The sequence below is a fragment of the Ruminococcus callidus ATCC 27760 genome (assembly GCF_000468015.1).
GTDB classification, from domain to species: Bacteria; Bacillota; Clostridia; order Oscillospirales; family Ruminococcaceae; genus Ruminococcus_C; species Ruminococcus_C callidus.
The window spans coordinates 1-15,830 of sequence record NZ_KI260295.1 but is presented as its reverse complement, the minus strand read 5'-3'; the positions used below and the strand labels follow the sequence as shown (position 1 = coordinate 15,830).

The following is a 15,830-nucleotide window of genomic DNA, read 5'->3' as shown; positions in this document are numbered from 1 at the left end:
AAGCTCATAAAAATGATTAAGGAGAAAAATTGATGTTGACAAGTAAACAACGGGCGACTCTGCGGGGCATCGCCAGCACATACGAAACCATTTTTCAGGTGGGAAAAGGCGGTATCAGCGATACACTGGTGCAGCAGGTCAGCGATGCTCTGCGGAAACGGGAACTCATCAAGATCCACGTACTGGACAACTGTCCGCTGAGTGCCCGTGAAGCCGCAGAGGAACTGTCGGAAAAGACGGAATCCGATGTGGTACAGGTCATCGGCAGCCGGCTGGTTCTGTTCAAGCGGAATCCGAAAGAACCGGTCATTAAATTCTGATGCAGCGAATCGGATTGTTTGGCGGCAGCTTTAACCCCATTCACAACGGGCACCTGCATCTGGCACAGACTGCCAGGGAAAGTCTGGGGCTGGATCAGGTGGTGCTGATCCCCGCCAATGTGTCGCCGTTCAAGCAGCAGAATCCGGACATGGCTTCCGGTGCAGACCGTCTGGCGATGTGCCGTCTGGCGGCGGAAACGCTGCCCTTTTGCACGGTAGACGGCTGCGAACTGGAACGTGCCGGTGTCAGCTATACCGTGGACACCGTGCGGCTGTTCCGGAACCGGTATCCCGAAGCAGAACTGGTGCTGCTGGTGGGCAGCGATATGTTCCTGTCATTTCCGAAGTGGCACTGCTGGCAAGAGATTCTGGAAATGGCAGCACTGGGCGTGGTGTCCCGCATGGACGGGGACATGGCGGAACTGGAGGCACAGAGAGCATTTTTATTGCAATATGGCAAAATTTTTTTGTGTCCTGCTGAGGTTTGCACGGTATCTTCTACAAAAATTCGCAGGAATCGAAAAAATCATGCAGATTTTTCTTGCTATTTACCGCAAAAAGTAGTACAATATATAGTATCTCATAATTTATATGCATAAGATGTTCCCGAGGAAAGGAGCTCACATTTTTCATGGAGTCACTGGAGCAATATGACGAGTATCTGAAAGCCCGTCTTTCGCAAAAACGCTATATCCATTCCAAAAATGTTTCGGAGGCCAGTGTGATGCTGGCAAAGAAATTCGGCGGCACAGATGTGGAAACCGCCCGTTTTGCCGGTCTGGTACACGATATTTGCAAGGAAGAACCGGAAGACGTACAGTACACGCTGATGATGCAGTCCTCTATGGACGTGTGCATGGAAGAACGCAAGGCATTCAAGGTCTGGCACGGCATCGCCGGTGCGGAGCTGCTGCGGACGAAATTCGGTGTGACTGATGAAGATGTGCTGCATGCAGTACGGTTTCACACCGTGGGCAGAGCCGGCATGTCCAATCTGGAAAAGATCGTCTATCTGGCAGATATGATCTCTGCGGAACGGGATTATCCCGATGTGGACGTGATGCGGGAAAAGGCAGCAGAAAGCCTCAATGCAGGCATGGCATATGCCCTGAAATATTCCCTGATAAAGCTGGTGCGGCGGGAAGCACTGATCCCGCATCACACAGTAGAAGCCTACAACGAAGTTTTAACGGAGCTGCAACAGCAGGAAGGATGATTATTGCAGATGAGCAGAAAAAACTACTCAGATGAACACGGCTACTATGCCCCCAGAAAACGAAAGAAAAACAGCCCGCGGGATATTGCTGTTATGATTGCGGCAATCATAGTCAGCGTTGTGCTGATCCTGCTGATGGTCCTGAATGCACCGATCATCAACTTTAAAAAGCTGGAAGGAACGACCTTGACCACCCAGCAGGTTTCGATCATGAAGTACTGGAAACTGTGGCAGCCGCTGGTAGATAAGGAGGGTACGCTGGCAAAGGTGGACTCTAACGATGCGGCACTGAACCTGAAAAGCGATCTGGATTCGGATGTAAATGACGGATTGGATTTGGAGCAGACCATTGAGGGACAGTATACCATCCTGTTTCTGGGCATGGACGAAAGCGGCGAATTGTCTGATGTAGACTGGGTATTGCAGTTCGACCTGATAGCAGGCAGCATGAACATTCTGCAAATTCCCCGTGACTCCTACATGCCGGATTATGCTTCCTATTCCACCACAAAGTTCAACAGCATTTATCACAGCGGACAGGAAACTGGTGTAACACCGATCCAGCGTGTGGTCAATGCCATTCAGGAAAACTTCTGCATCTATGTCGATGCTTATGTGAAACTGAACTGCGTGGATATTGCCAATATCGTGGATTCTGTCGGCGGCATTCCCATTACGCTGCCGGAGCAGATCACCTATGAAGCAGATAAGATCCTGCCGGCAGGAGAACAGACTCTGAACGGTCAGCAGTCCGAATGGTTTGTCCGGTTCCGCCACGGCTATGCCGAAGGGGACATCGGACGTGTTAAGGCACAGCGGATCTTCCTTGCAGCAGCAATGGAGAAAATGCTGAACATGAGCCAGACGGAACTGATGAGTGCCATGCAGAAGATCTATAAGAATCAGTGGATCGCTACCGATCTGTCGCTGGAACAGATCAGCATGGTGGCAGACTTTGCCTCACAGCGTCTGACTATGGACAATGTCAACGTGTTTATGGTGCCGGGAGAAGGAGCAACTTACTATCCGGGGGACGGCTCTTCCCAGTCGGTGTATTCTATTCACAAGTCTGCAACTGTGGATCTGCTGAACCAGTATTTCCGCCCCTATCAGAACGAGATCTATCCGGAGGAAAGCACCATTGTGGAACTGGTGCCGGAGGGCGAGTATCTGGCAAGAGATTATGATGACACACAGGAAAATCTCGGCGACATCAACAAGGGCGACAGCAATGACGGAGCACAATAAGAATGAGAAAGGAACAAATATGACGCAGCAGGAAATTTTGGAAATCATTGTAAAAGCACTGGACAGCAAGCGTGCCGAAGATATTCAGGTGCTTCGGGTGCATGACCTGACCATTCTGGGTGATTACTTCATTATCGCCAATGGTACCAGTACCACCCACACACGGACACTGGCAGATGAAGTGGAATATCAGCTGTCGGAAAAAGGCGTAGAACCGCTGCACCGCGAGGGCCGCGGAAACGGCTCCAACTGGGTGGTGCTGGACTATGCCGATATTATCGTACACGTGTTCTGCAAGGACACACGGGAATTCTACCAGCTGGAACGTCTGTGGGCAGACGGGGAACCGGTAGACATTTCTCAGTGGACAAAGCCAAACGGCATTGCGTAAGAGCATACCGCACAACAGGAAAGGATTTGGTATCATGGAAACCACAGGAAGAAAATGGGTATTCGGGATCGGACTGTATCTTATCATCAAGGGTGCTCTGAACCTGATTTTGGGGTTCAGCATGTCGAATCTGGTGATGCTGATTGTAAGCGTTGTGGCATTGGTGCTGATGCTGAACCGCGTTCCCTACATCAATTACATTGTCGCCGTTTTTCTGGCACTGATGTTCCTGATGCATGTGGGGAGCAATATCAGCAATCTGGGCAGCCAGTGGATCTATCTGCTGGAAGGACTGCTGGATCTGGGTGCAGCAGCCGTGCTGGTGTTTGAAAAGAATGTCAAGGCATTTTTCGGTAAGTAAATTATATTCAAAGGAATGATAAATACATGAGCAACAAATATGATTTTGCCTCTGTCGAACCAAAGTGGCAGAAGTATTGGGAAGAGCACGGCTCGTTCCGTGCGAGCGAGGATCACACCAAGCCGAAGTTCTACGCACTGGTAGAGTTCCCGTATCCCTCCGGTCACGGCATGCATGTCGGACACATCAAGGCATATTCCGGTCTGGAAGTTGTCAGCCGGAAACGCCGCATGCAGGGCTACAACGTGCTGTTTCCTATCGGCTTCGATGCTTATGGTCTGCCGACAGAGAATACCGCGATCAAGACCGGCGTACACCCGCGGAAGGTCACCGATGACAATATCGTCAAATTCACCGGACAACTCAAGCGTGTCGGCTTCTCTTTCGACTGGTCGAGAGTGATCGATACCACTGACGAAAAATACTACAAGTGGACACAGTGGATCTTCCTGAAGATGTTCGAAAAGGGACTGGCATTCCGCGACAAGACACTGGTCAACTACTGCCCCAGCTGTAAGGTAGTCCTGTCCAACGAGGACTCACAGGGCGGCAAGTGCGACATTTGTCACAGCGAGATCGTCCAGAAGACCAAGGAAGTCTGGTATCTGCGGATCACCGAGTATGCAGACAAGCTGCTGCAGGGTCTGGAAGAAGTGGACTATCTGCCGAATGTCAAACTCCAGCAGCAGAACTGGATCGGCAAGTCTACCGGTGCATTTGTCAACTTCGCTGTCAAGGAACACGCAGACGAAAAGCTGCGGATCTATACCACCCGTCCGGATACCCTGTACGGTGTCACCTTTATGGTTATTGCTCCGGAGCACCCGATCATTCAGAAGTACCGCGACAGCATTGCCAATATTGCAGAACTGGACGCATACAAAACGGAATGTGCGAAAAAGAGCGAGTTTGAACGGACACAGTTGGTAAAGGATAAGACTGGTGTCAAGATCGACGGACTGACCGGCATCAATCCTGTTACCGGCAAGGAGATTCCGATCTACATTTCCGACTATGTTATGATGGGTTATGGTACCGGTGCCATTATGGCAGTGCCGGCACACGATACCCGTGACTATGATTTCGCCAAGAAGTTCGGCATCGATATTATCGAAGTCATCAAGGGCGGCGACATCTCTAAGGAAGCCTATACCGGTGACGGTGAAATGGTGAACTCCGGTATCCTCAACGGCATCACCAACAAGAAAGATGCCATTGCGAAGATGCTGGAAGTGCTGGCAGAAAAGGGCTGCGGCGAAAAGGGCGTACAGTACAAGATGAAGGACTGGGCGTTCAACCGTCAGCGTTACTGGGGCGAACCGATCCCCATCGTGTACTGCCCGAAGTGCGGCATGGTGCCGGTACCCTATGACCAGCTGCCGCTGCGTCTGCCGCCGGTAGAGAATTTCGAACCCGGCAAGGACGGCGAAAGCCCGCTGGCAAAGATCGAATCGTTCGTCAACTGCAAGTGCCCGAAGTGCGGTGCGGCAGCAAGACGGGAAACCGACACTATGCCTCAGTGGGCAGGTTCTTCGTGGTACTTCCTCCGTTACTGTGATCCCCATAACGACAAGGAATTCGCATCGCAGGAAGCCCTGAAGTACTGGATGCCGGTTGACTGGTACAACGGCGGTATGGAACACGTGACCCGCCATATGATCTACTCCCGTTTCTGGCACAAGTTCCTGTACGATCTGGATCTGGTGCCGACTTCGGAGCCCTATGCAAAGCGTACTGCACAGGGGCTGATCCTCGGACCGGACGGTGAAAAGATGTCCAAGTCCAGAGGCAACGTGGTAGACCCGAATGATGTTGTCGATGTCTACGGTGCAGACGTGCTGCGTCTGTACGTGCTGTTCATGGGCGACTATGAAAAGGCTGCTCCGTGGAGCGACAGCAGCGTCAAGGGCTGCAAGCGTTTTGTAGACCGTATCTGGGCATTGCAGGATAAGGTAACAGACAGCGACAGCTACAGCGATGCACTGCGTTCCAAGATGCACAAGACCATTAAGAAGGTTTCCGAGGATATTGAATCCATGAAGTTCAATACCGCGATCGCTGCCATGATGACACTGCTGAATGACATTTACGATGCAGGTTCGATCACCAGAAAGGAATTCCGCGATCTGCTGGTACTGCTGTATCCGTTTGCACCGCACGTTTCTGAGGAACTGTATCAGCTGATCGGCTGTGAAGGCGTGCTCAGCGAACAGGAATGGGTGACTTATGACGAGGCTCTGTGCGTGGATGATATGATCGAGATCGTGGTACAGATCAACGGCAAGGTCAAGACCAAAATGAATATTCCGGCAGATGCGGAAAAGGAAGCCGTTCTGGAGCAGGCTGCGGCAGATACAAAAATAATGGAAGCTACCGCAGGGAAAACAATCATAAAGCAAATATATGTACCAAAGAAACTTGTGAATTTTGTGGTAAAATAACAAATTTCTAAGTTTGCAGAAAAAACCCTTGACAAATTCTGCAATATGTGGTACAATAAATCATATTGCAAAATATAGTTTGCAGCGAAAAAGGTTAAGCTGATACCCGATGTTCCCGAAAGGGATTGTTGGTGGTATAAATCAGAAGTTTGGCTGTATTATGGTTAGACGGAAGATTAGCCTCTGCCGTAGCGGCAAAGGGAGGGAAATGTAAGTGGCAGAAGTTCGCGTTGGTAAGAACGAGTCTTTGGACACCGCACTGAAGCGGTTTAAGAGATCTTGTGCGAAGGACGGCGTTATCGCTGAAGTTCGTAAGAGAGAGCATTACGAAAAGCCTTCAGTAAAGCGTAAGAAGAAGTCTGAAGCTGCTCGTAAGCGCAAGTATTAATAAAAAGTATTGCGATACACAGCAGGCGGGCACACTTGACAAGAGTGTGCCCGTTTTTTTGTGGAAAGAAACGGAGATTCGACATTTCCGGCGGGAAAAAAGACGTATAATGAAGGAAACACTGAAGGCACGCTGTAAGGCGGAGCATCGCGAAGATTTGCCGAAAGGAGGAGAAGCAATGCTGTTTCGTGCAAAAATTGCATTACGCAGTGTGTGTGACATCACGCCCCAGTTGTTGGAAAAGCTGGGCGTGTGCGGACTATTGCTGGATATTGACAACACGCTGACAACACACGATAATCCGGTGCCGGCTGCCGGCGTGGAAGCATGGGTGGCAGGCATGCAGGCGGCGGGGATCTCGCTGTGTCTGGTGTCCAACAACCACCCGCCCCGTGTGGAACCTTTTGCCAAACGACTGGGGCTGGACTTCGTCTGCGAGGGAAAAAAGCCGCTGACGAAAGGCTATCGGGAGGCAGTGCAGAAAATGGGACTGTCCCGTAAAGAAGTGGCTGCTGTGGGAGATCAGATCTTCACCGATGTGCTGGGGGCAAATCTGTTTGGTGTGCCCTGCATTTTTGTCTTTCCCATGGAAATGGAGAAAACGAGATTTTTCCGATTCAAGCGGCGAATGGAAATCCCATTTCTGCCGAAAAAGATATATGAAGAAAACAAGGAGCTGAACTGACATGATGCAAAAAGTACTGGTCATTCACGGACCGAACCTGAACCTGCTGGGTGAACGGGAACCGGGCGTTTACGGCAATACCACATTTGCCGACCTGAACCGTATGATTCTGAGCAGGGCAGAGGGACTGGGACTGGAGTGTGAGATCTTCCAGTCCAACCACGAGGGAGCGATCATTGATAAGCTGCATGCGGCACGCACCACGTTTGACGGCGTAATCATCAATGCGGGAGCTTATACCCACTACAGCTATGCCATTCATGATGCCATTCACGATATTCGCATTCCCTGCGTGGAAGTACATATCAGCAATATCTATGCACGGGACGAGTTCCGTTCTCACTCGGTGCTCAGTCCGGTTTGTGCCGGAACCATTGCCGGATTTGGCATTAACGGCTATTTTCTGGCATTGCAGGCACTTTCAGAGATGTAAGGGAGATGGCTTGTCATGATGCAAAAGCGTATGGAAACTCTGATGCAGAAGCTGCCGGCAGGAACCGATGCGGCTTTGATCCAGTCTGATGTCAACCGCCGGTATCTCACCGGTATGCAGTCCTCCGCGGGAACAGTGCTCTGCTTCCGCGACGGGGCGTATCTGATCATTGATTTCCGGTATATTGAAAAAGCACGGGAATGCGTGAAAAATTGCACCGTTCTGGAACAGCACGACCTGTATGAACAAATTCGGGAACTGCTCCGGAAACACAACGCCCGCACCCTGTCTGTGGAGTCGATGACCATGACCTTGAGTCAGTTCTTCAAGCTGAAACAGCAGCTGGGGAATCAGGTGCAGCTGGATCAGAGCGATGCCCTGAGCCGTGCCATTTTCGCGTGCCGCACAGTGAAAACAGAAGCCGAGATCGACAAGATTCGAAAGGCACAGCGAATCGCAGAGATCGCCTTTGCGGACATCTGTAATTTCCTGCGGGCTGGCATCTCGGAACGGGACGTAATGCTCCGCCTGAACCAGACCATGATGGAGCACGGCTCCGAGGGTGAATCGTTCCCCACCATTGCACTGGCAGGAAGTGCTACCTCCATGCCCCACGGTGTACCCTCTGCACAGCGAATCATTCAGGACGGCGACTTTGTGCTGATGGATTACGGTGCAATGGTAGACGGCTATCACAGCGACATGACCCGTACCGTCTGCGTGGGACAGCCCAGCGAAAAGATGCAGCAGGTCTATAACATTGTGCTGAAAGCACAGGCTGCCGGCATTGACGGGGCAAAGCCGGGCATCACCGGCAGAGAGATGGACAAGCTGGCACGGGACATTATTGACGAAGCCGGCTACGGCGATGCTTTCGGGCATTCGCTGGGGCACGGCGTTGGCTTGGAAATTCACGAATTCCCCAACGCTTCGCCGGCGACACAGACCAAACTGGAAGCCGGAAATGTAGTCACAGTGGAACCGGGCATTTACCTGTCCGGCGAATTCGGCGTTCGTATCGAGGATTTTGTAGTCATTCGGGAGAATGGCTGCGAGAATCTGACGAAAGCACCGAAGCAGCTGCTGGTGTTGTAAAAGGAGAATTGTACTATGGGTATGTATGCCGGCTATTACCGGATTTCCGACGCAGAACTGGAGCAGCTGCGGCAGCTGGAGGAACGGGCACTGCTGGAACAGGCGGAAGAACTGACAGAGGACGAAACTGCGGAAGCGTGTGATCTGGATAAGATGTGGGACGCACTGCATTTTGTGCTGACCGGAGATGTGCTGTCAGATGCCGCAGACCATGATCCGTTGTCGGAGGCGGTGTGCGGCAGTGTCTTTCTGGCACGGCAGATACATGTGGGCGGCATTCCGTCGAATCGCGTGAAAGAAATTGCACAGGCTCTGCACGAGGTGGACTTTGCCGCACGTCTGGCAGCCTTGCAGATGTCCGATTTTGCGGCGGCAGAGATCTATCCAAATATCTGGGACAGACCGGAGGAGGAAGATGACATTCGTGCGGAACTGCCGGAGTACTTTGCAGATCTGCAGGCATTCTATGACAATGCCGCAGAACAGGGGAACGCAGTGCTGGTGATGATCGGCTGACCGGTGCGGTGCTGCCGAAAGATTTTTCCAGTGGAAACGTAAATTTTTTTGCAGAAAGTCTTGCAAAGCAAGCAATTATGTTGTATAATAAAGTTAAGCAATGTTTTTTGAGGGGATTCTCTGCACTTATGCAGGGCGTTTCCTGTCGTTGCATGAAATATAGGGAAGTATCAAAGGGATCGACCCCCATTCCCTAGAAATAAAACGGAGGTTTCAATTTATGATTTCAGCAGGCGATTTCAGAAACGGTATCACATTCGAAATGGACGGCAACGTGGTACAGGTTATCGAATTCCAGCACGTTAAGCCGGGTAAGGGTGCCGCTTTTGTCCGCACCAAGTATAAGAATGTCATCACTGGTGCAGTGGTAGAACGTTCTTTCAACCCGACCGATAAGTATCCGACCGCTTACATTGAACGGAAGGACATGCAGTATCTGTACAGCGACGGCGATCTGTACTACTTCATGGACATGGAAACTTATGAACAGCAGCCCATCGACAAGTCCAAGCTGGGTCCGGCTTTCCAGTTCGTGAAGGAAAACATGGAAGTAAAGGTCCTGTCCTATAAGGGCAACGTATTCGGCGTAGAGCCGCCCAACTTCGTAGAACTGGAAGTTACCGAAACAGATCCGGGCTTCAAGGGCGATACTGCAACAAACGCAACCAAGCCGGCAACACTGGAAACCGGTGCAGAGATCAAGGTGCCGCTGTTCATCAATCAGGGCGACATGATCCGTATCGACACCAGAACCGGCGAATACATGGAAAGAGCATAAGGCAGTACAAAAAGTCTGCGGCTCTTGCATGATGTGATTATTTTCGGTGCTGCATGCAATGCACACCGTGTGCTGAACAGGAGGTATTTCAAATGAACCTGACAGATAAGATGGCATATTTGCGTGGTATGGTAGACGGCATGGAGCTGGATCTGACCACTACCAAAGAAGGAAAAGTACTGGGACAGCTGCTGGACGTGATGCAGGAAATGACTGCGTATGTCACAGACCTGCAGACACAGGTAGATGAACTGACAGAGGTCTGCGATCTGTTTGATCAGGATCTGGGCGATCTGGAAGACATTGTCTATGATGAAGATGATGATGATGACGCATACTATTCCTGTGATGACGACTTTGATGATGACGATTTTGACGACGACGATGATGAGACACTCTATGAGACAGTCTGCCCGTCCTGCAACAATGTCATCGCACTGAGCGAATCGATTCTGGAGAAAGGCGAAATGCCGTGTCCGTGCTGCGGCGAGATGCTGGAGTTTGACTACAGCGATCTGGACGGCGACACTTTTGAAGTGCCGATCGATGACCCCACAGAGGACGGTTCTGCGGAATAAGATTCAACTGCTGCCGGAATGCATCGGCAGCGAAGGAAACGCTGCATAAACTTGTGCGGTGTTGCCTTTATGCAGTGTTTCCCTGAATATGGATCAAACAACAAGCCGGCGGTCTGTCGGCTTGTTTCATTCGGATTGTAACAGAATTGCTGTTATAGCCAATGCGATTGCATGAGGTGAAAGAATTGTTTCAAATCGTAGAAAAGAAAAAGCTGAACGACGCAGTGGTTATGGTACGGATCGCTGCACCGTTGATTGCAAAAAAAGTCCTGCCGGGACAGTTTATCATTTTCCGGCTGGATGAGTTTGGTGAACGTGTACCGCTGACTGTAGCAGATTATGACCGCGAGGGCGGCACGATCACATTGATTTTCCAGATCGCCGGTGAAACCACACGGCAGTTCTCTCTGCTGGAAGCAGGAGATTCCATTCTGGATCTGGCAGGTCCGCTGGGCGTTCCCACCGAATTGCCGGAGGGCACCAAGTCGGTCTGCGTGATTGGCGGCGGTGTTGGCTGTGCCATTGCGTATCCGCAGGCAAAGCACCTGCACAGTCTGGGACTGGAAGTGGATACCATTGTTGGCTTCCGGAACAAGGACATCGTCATTCTGGAGGACGAGTTCCGTGCATGCAGTGATAACCTGTATCTCTGCACAGACGACGGTTCCTATGGCACAAAGGGCTTTGTTACCAATGTGTTGCAGCAGCAGCTGGAACAGGGTAAGAAGTATGACGTTGTCATTGCCATCGGACCGGTTCCCATGATGAAATTTGTCTGTAAGACTACCGAGCCGTTCGGTGTCAAGACGATCGTTTCCCTTAATCCGATCATGGTGGACGGCACCGGTATGTGCGGCGGCTGTCGCGTGACTGTCGGCGGAAAAATCAAGTACGCCTGTGTGGACGGACCGGACTTTGACGGACATCAGGTGGATTTTGATGAACTGATGCGTCGAAACGGTACCTATAAGCGGCAGGAACAGGAATGCAACCTGTTTCGGAAGGAGGTACAGTGATTATGGCTGGAAAGTTCAATATGGCTCCGAATAAGGTTCCCATGCCGGAACGCGACCCCAAGGAACGTGCAAGATGTTTTCAGGAAGTGGCTATGGGCTATACTCCCGAACAGGCACGGGAAGAAGCAACACGCTGCCTGCACTGTAAGGCAAAGCCCTGCGTCAGCGGCTGTCCGGTAGGCGTGCCGATTCCGGATTTCATTGCAGCAGTTGCTGCCGGTGATTTCTTACAGGCTTATGATATTATCCGTACCACAAACAGTTTGCCGGCAGTCTGCGGCCGTGTCTGTCCGCAGGAGAATCAGTGCGAGGGCAAGTGCGTCCGCGGCAAGAAGGGCGAACCGGTTGCAATCGGTCGTCTGGAACGCTTCGTGGCAGACTACGCCAGAGAGCATGGCTATACCGGCAAGCAGGAAACGGCAGAGCCCAACGGCAAGCGGGTTGCCATTGTCGGCGGCGGTCCGGCTGGTCTGACCTGTGCCGGAGATCTGGCACGGCTGGGCTATCAGGTAACTGTTTTCGAGGCATTTCAGGTTGCCGGCGGCGTATTGATGTACGGCATTCCGGAATTCCGTCTGCCTAAGACGATCGTACAGCAGGAGATCCAGTCTTTGAAAGATGCCGGCGTAGACATTCAGCCGGATATGGTCATCGGCAAGATCCTGTCTGTCGATGAACTGATGGAATCCGGCTATGATGCGGTCTTTATCGGTTCCGGTGCAGGTCTGCCCCGCTTCATGAATATCCCCGGCGAAGGTCTGGTGGGCGTATGTTCTGCCAATGAGTATCTGACACGTATCAACTTGATGCACGGCTACGATCCGAAGTATGCGACACCGGTCATTCAGTCTAAGGCTGTGGCAGTTGTCGGCGGCGGTAACGTGGCAATGGACGCAGCCAGAAGTGCACTGCGTATGGGTGCAGAACATGTGTACATTGTATACCGTCGTTCTGAGGCAGAGATGCCGGCACGTCTGGAAGAAGTACACCACGCCAAGGAAGAGGGCGTGGAGTTCCAGAACCTGTGCAATCCGGTGGAAATTCTGGGCGACGAGAACGGCCGTGTCAACGGTCTGAAGTGCATTCGCATGGAACTGGGCGAACCGGACGAAAGCGGCAGACGCAGACCGGTGGCTATTCCGGACAGCGAATTTGTGCTGGATGTAGACACTGTAATTATGGCGATCGGCACATCTCCCAATCCGCTGATCTCTGGGACAACAAAGGGCTTGGACACCAATCGTTGGGGCTGTTTAGTGGTCAACGAAGAAATGGCTACCACCAAGGACAAGGTTTATGCCGGCGGTGATGCCGTTACCGGTGCAGCAACGGTTATTCTGGCAATGGGTGCCGGAAAGACTGCTGCTGTGTCGATCGATGAGGTATTACGCGGAAAAGCGTGAACCCCTATGGCAAAATCACACGGCAACGGAGAAAGGGCTTTTGAACATGAGTAAGAATTTCGCAAGACTGGGACTGGCTGCCAGCACGGCAGCACTGACAGGTGCGGTTTGCAGCGTGACTGCATTCGCAGAAAGCGGCAGCGGCAAAAGTGCAAGCGGAAGCGGCTTCGGCACAGTGGGCTATCTGATTTTCATGGTGCTGCTGTTTGCAGTGATGTATTTTATCCTGATTCGTCCGCAGAAGAAAAAGGATAAGGAAGCCAAGGCAATGCAGAGCAGCTTGCAGGTCGGCGACGAGATCGTTACCATTGGCGGTATCGTAGGTCTGGTCGTACAGGTCAACGAGGACAATATCGTCATCGAAACTACCGGCAACCGCAACAAGATTCGTCTGAAGAACTGGGCAGTACAGGAAAACCTGACCATGACAGAGAATGCGAAGCGGAAGCAGGAAGCACAGATCGCCGCAGCAAAGGAAAAGCGTGCAGGCAAGAAGAAAAAGAAGGATTCTGACGATTCCGATCAGGGTATGCTGAAAGACTGATCGGCAGATTCTCGGAACTCCCCAATACATGGAAACGGATCGCAGGAATTTTGCGGTCCGTTTTTTGCTGTTTGTACGCTGTCCCTGTTCTAATCCCGCTGCCGCAGGCATACACTGTCAGCAGACATCATGGCAGGGAGGTGCAGTGCAATGAGAACCAAACGGCAGCCGGTAAGGCAGAGCATCTGGGAAAACCGGTTCGGATATCTGCCGGCGGCATTGTCCGTGGGAATCGGCTTGCTTCTGGCAGGACTGGCTGCCCTGTCTGGCTTACTGCTGCTGTCTGACTTGTCGGAAAGGATCTCCGCTTTGCTGCTGGGGCTGCTGTTGTTTTGTTCCGGTTACAGCATGGGACGATTTGCGGGATTTCACCGCCGCCGCAAGGGCTGGCTGACAGGGCTGTGCTGCGGGCTGCTGCTGTGCGGGATCCTGTTGGCTGTGGGGCTGTTCTGGCAGGGGACTGCCGGCAGTCCGGTGCGGCTGCTGCTGATCTGCGGCGGCAGTATCTGGGGCGGCATCTCCGGCGTGAATGCTCCCCACAAGAAGCCGCCGAAATAACAGTAACCGTCAGCACAGAAAGCGACAGTCCGGCGAATTGTCACGGAAGATGTAAATTTTTTTCCGTTTTTGCATAGAACGCTTGAAAATCCGGCGGATTTGTGATATAATGTAGTTAAACTTTTTTTGGGGGAGGGTTTCCGAATGAAGCACATTAAGACCATCAATGCAGCAAACCTGAAGGCTTCTGCTGCAAAGGGCGGCTGCGGCAAGTGTCAGGCTTCCTGTCAGTCTGCTTGCAAGACTTCCTGTACAGTAGCGAACCAGAAGTGCGAGCACTAAGGGTTTTTGAAAACCTTTCACACGCAAGTCTGCAACTGATAGAAGAAAGGGACAGTTCTGTCCCTTTTTTCGCATCTATACACGAATTTTTATGGTGCTGCATGTTCCCCAAGGCAGCCGGAAAGAGGAAACAGAATTATGATTCATAAGTATAAACTGGGCGACTATAACATTGTGCTGGACGTGAACAGCGGCGGTGTGCATGTGGTGGACGAGCTGACCTATGACATGCTGGATAATGTTGCACCGCCTTTTGCTCCGGAATGTCCGGAGGAAGTCGTGACAAAGCTGTCGCGGTTTTACGATCCGGAAGAAGTCCGTTCCTGCTATGCGGAAATTCTGGAGGCATATCAGGAAGGCATTCTCTTTTCGCCGGACGATTATGAAAAGTATGCCAACTTCGCTGTGGCTTCTCCCATTAAGGCGATGTGTCTGAATATCGCCCACGACTGCAATCTGCGTTGCAAGTACTGCTTCGCCTCTACCGGCGATTTCGGCGAGGGCAGAAAGCTGATGTCCTATGAAACCGGTAAAAAAGCGGTGGACTTCCTGCTGCAAAATTCCGGCGACCGCGTGAATCTGGAAATGGACTTCTTCGGCGGCGAACCGCTGATGAACTTCGAAACTGTGAAAAAAATTGTGGAATACGCCCGTTCACAGGAGCCGGTCTATCACAAGAAGTTCCGGTTCACCATTACCACCAACGGCATGCTGCTCACCGATGACAAGATTGACTTCATCAATCGGGAAATGTCCAACGTGGTACTGTCTATCGACGGCAGAAAAGAGGTCAATGACCGCATGCGTCCCCGCGTAGACGGCAAGGGTTCTTATGATAAGATCATTCCCATGTACAAGAAGCTGGTAGACCAGCGTGGGGAAAAGGAATACTACGTCCGCGGTACTTACACCAAGTACAATCTGGACTTCTCCGATGATGTGTTCGCTCTGCTGGACGCAGGCTTCGACCAGATCTCTGTGGAACCGGTTATCGCTGATGCGGAAGAACCTTACGCAATTACCGAGGCAGACCTGCCCCGTATTTTTGAAGAATACGAACGGCTGATGCAGAAGATTCTGGACTATGAGGCAACCGGCAAGAAGTTCAACTTCTTCCACTTCATGCTGGATCTGGATCAGGGCCCCTGTGCGATCAAGCGTCTGCGTGGCTGCGGCTGCGGCAATGAGTACGTGGCAATCACACCGGACGGCGACATCTACCCATGTCATCAGTTTGTCGGTGAGGCAGACTATAAAATGGGCAACGTGGACGACGGCACATTTAACCGTGAAATGAAGTCCGACTTCGCCAAGACCCATATCTACAGCAAGCCGGACTGCCGGAACTGCTGGGCAAGATTCTATTGCAGCGGCGGCTGTAACGCGAATAACTACCAGTTCAGCGGCGATGTGCACAAGGCACACAAGCTGTCCTGTGAGATCGAAAAGAAGCGTCTGGAATGTGCGATCGTGCTGAAGGCGATTCGCATGGATCGGGAAGCTGCAAAGCAGGAAAGTGCGGAATAACATAAGGCAATACCGAACAAAGATTGTGCGACAGATGCGTCGTCAAATTT

General features: G+C 51.7%; 20 protein-coding genes. All 20 read left to right on the top strand.

Features of this window, described 5'->3' with window-relative positions:
• Nucleotides 1–32 precede the first annotated feature (32 nt).
• The 20 genes from RUMCAL_RS01020 (at nucleotide 33) to scfB (ending at nucleotide 15,780) form a co-directional block, all read left to right on the top strand.
• Entirely contained in the window at nucleotides 33–320 is a 288-nt protein-coding gene (locus RUMCAL_RS01020) for a YhbY family RNA-binding protein (protein WP_021680530.1), read from the top strand.
• Nucleotides 320–919, top strand: a complete 600-nt coding sequence (gene nadD / locus RUMCAL_RS01015; RefSeq protein WP_021680529.1) for a nicotinate (nicotinamide) nucleotide adenylyltransferase — start codon at nucleotides 320–322, stop codon at nucleotides 917–919. The genes RUMCAL_RS01020 and nadD overlap by 1 nt, the downstream gene beginning before the upstream one ends.
• Nucleotides 920–951: 32 nt before the next feature.
• Nucleotides 952–1,536, top strand: coding sequence for a bis(5'-nucleosyl)-tetraphosphatase (symmetrical) YqeK (yqeK, locus tag RUMCAL_RS01010; RefSeq protein ID WP_021680528.1), 585 nt, complete (start codon nucleotides 952–954; stop codon nucleotides 1,534–1,536).
• A 9-nt stretch (nucleotides 1,537–1,545) separates the two neighbouring features.
• Nucleotides 1,546–2,784 (top strand): LCP family protein, encoded by a 1,239-nt coding sequence (locus tag RUMCAL_RS01005; RefSeq protein ID WP_021680527.1) that lies wholly within the window; start codon nucleotides 1,546–1,548, stop codon nucleotides 2,782–2,784.
• A gap of 19 nt (nucleotides 2,785–2,803) precedes the next feature.
• Entirely contained in the window at nucleotides 2,804–3,175 is a 372-nt protein-coding gene (rsfS, locus tag RUMCAL_RS01000; protein ID WP_040646422.1) for a ribosome silencing factor, read from the top strand.
• Between the two features lie 34 nt (nucleotides 3,176–3,209).
• The gene (locus tag RUMCAL_RS00995) at nucleotides 3,210–3,536 is read left to right on the top strand and encodes a hypothetical protein (RefSeq protein ID WP_021680525.1); all 327 of its coding nucleotides are present in this window, start codon (nucleotides 3,210–3,212) and stop codon (nucleotides 3,534–3,536) included.
• A gap of 26 nt (nucleotides 3,537–3,562) precedes the next feature.
• Nucleotides 3,563–5,977, top strand: coding sequence for a leucine--tRNA ligase (gene leuS / locus RUMCAL_RS00990; protein WP_021680524.1), 2,415 nt, complete (start codon nucleotides 3,563–3,565; stop codon nucleotides 5,975–5,977).
• Nucleotides 5,978–6,191: 214 nt separating this feature from the next.
• Entirely contained in the window at nucleotides 6,192–6,365 is a 174-nt protein-coding gene (rpsU, locus tag RUMCAL_RS00985; protein WP_009984057.1) for a 30S ribosomal protein S21, read from the top strand.
• Nucleotides 6,366–6,543: 178 nt separating this feature from the next.
• Nucleotides 6,544–7,050, top strand: a complete 507-nt coding sequence (locus tag RUMCAL_RS00980; RefSeq protein ID WP_040646437.1) for a YqeG family HAD IIIA-type phosphatase — start codon at nucleotides 6,544–6,546, stop codon at nucleotides 7,048–7,050.
• Nucleotides 7,051–7,054: 4 nt separating this feature from the next.
• Complete coding sequence (gene aroQ / locus RUMCAL_RS00975) at nucleotides 7,055–7,483, top strand: type II 3-dehydroquinate dehydratase (protein WP_040646435.1); 429 nt, start codon at nucleotides 7,055–7,057, stop codon at nucleotides 7,481–7,483.
• Between the two features lie 15 nt (nucleotides 7,484–7,498).
• Complete coding sequence (locus RUMCAL_RS00970; protein ID WP_021680521.1) at nucleotides 7,499–8,578, top strand: M24 family metallopeptidase; 1,080 nt, start codon at nucleotides 7,499–7,501, stop codon at nucleotides 8,576–8,578.
• Nucleotides 8,579–8,593: 15 nt separating this feature from the next.
• Nucleotides 8,594–9,094: a YfbM family protein gene (locus tag RUMCAL_RS00965; protein WP_021680520.1), complete on the top strand. Its 501-nt coding sequence runs from the start codon at nucleotides 8,594–8,596 to the stop codon at nucleotides 9,092–9,094.
• 220 nt (nucleotides 9,095–9,314) lie between these two features.
• Nucleotides 9,315–9,872, top strand: coding sequence for an elongation factor P (gene efp, locus RUMCAL_RS00960; protein WP_021680518.1), 558 nt, complete (start codon nucleotides 9,315–9,317; stop codon nucleotides 9,870–9,872).
• A gap of 92 nt (nucleotides 9,873–9,964) precedes the next feature.
• Nucleotides 9,965–10,450 carry a CD1247 N-terminal domain-containing protein gene (locus RUMCAL_RS00955; RefSeq protein ID WP_040646417.1) on the top strand — a complete coding sequence of 162 codons (486 nt, stop codon included), beginning with the start codon at nucleotides 9,965–9,967 and terminating at the stop codon, nucleotides 10,448–10,450.
• 185 nt (nucleotides 10,451–10,635) lie between these two features.
• On the top strand, nucleotides 10,636–11,466 hold the full coding sequence (locus RUMCAL_RS00950; RefSeq protein WP_040646415.1) for a sulfide/dihydroorotate dehydrogenase-like FAD/NAD-binding protein: 831 nt from the start codon (nucleotides 10,636–10,638) through the stop codon (nucleotides 11,464–11,466).
• Between the two features lie 2 nt (nucleotides 11,467–11,468).
• Nucleotides 11,469–12,869, top strand: a complete 1,401-nt coding sequence (gene gltA / locus RUMCAL_RS00945) for an NADPH-dependent glutamate synthase (protein WP_021680514.1) — start codon at nucleotides 11,469–11,471, stop codon at nucleotides 12,867–12,869.
• A gap of 46 nt (nucleotides 12,870–12,915) precedes the next feature.
• Nucleotides 12,916–13,413 (top strand): preprotein translocase subunit YajC, encoded by a 498-nt coding sequence (gene yajC, locus RUMCAL_RS00940; protein WP_084194299.1) that lies wholly within the window; start codon nucleotides 12,916–12,918, stop codon nucleotides 13,411–13,413.
• Nucleotides 13,414–13,563: 150 nt separating this feature from the next.
• Complete coding sequence (locus RUMCAL_RS00935) at nucleotides 13,564–13,971, top strand: TIGR04086 family membrane protein (protein WP_021680512.1); 408 nt, start codon at nucleotides 13,564–13,566, stop codon at nucleotides 13,969–13,971.
• Nucleotides 13,972–14,115: 144 nt separating this feature from the next.
• Nucleotides 14,116–14,253: a six-cysteine ranthipeptide SCIFF gene (scfA, locus tag RUMCAL_RS14925; RefSeq protein WP_021680510.1), complete on the top strand. Its 138-nt coding sequence runs from the start codon at nucleotides 14,116–14,118 to the stop codon at nucleotides 14,251–14,253.
• Between the two features lie 138 nt (nucleotides 14,254–14,391).
• The gene (scfB, locus tag RUMCAL_RS00930; RefSeq protein ID WP_021680508.1) at nucleotides 14,392–15,780 is read left to right on the top strand and encodes a thioether cross-link-forming SCIFF peptide maturase; all 1,389 of its coding nucleotides are present in this window, start codon (nucleotides 14,392–14,394) and stop codon (nucleotides 15,778–15,780) included.
• The last annotated feature ends 50 nt before the right edge of the window (nucleotides 15,781–15,830 follow it).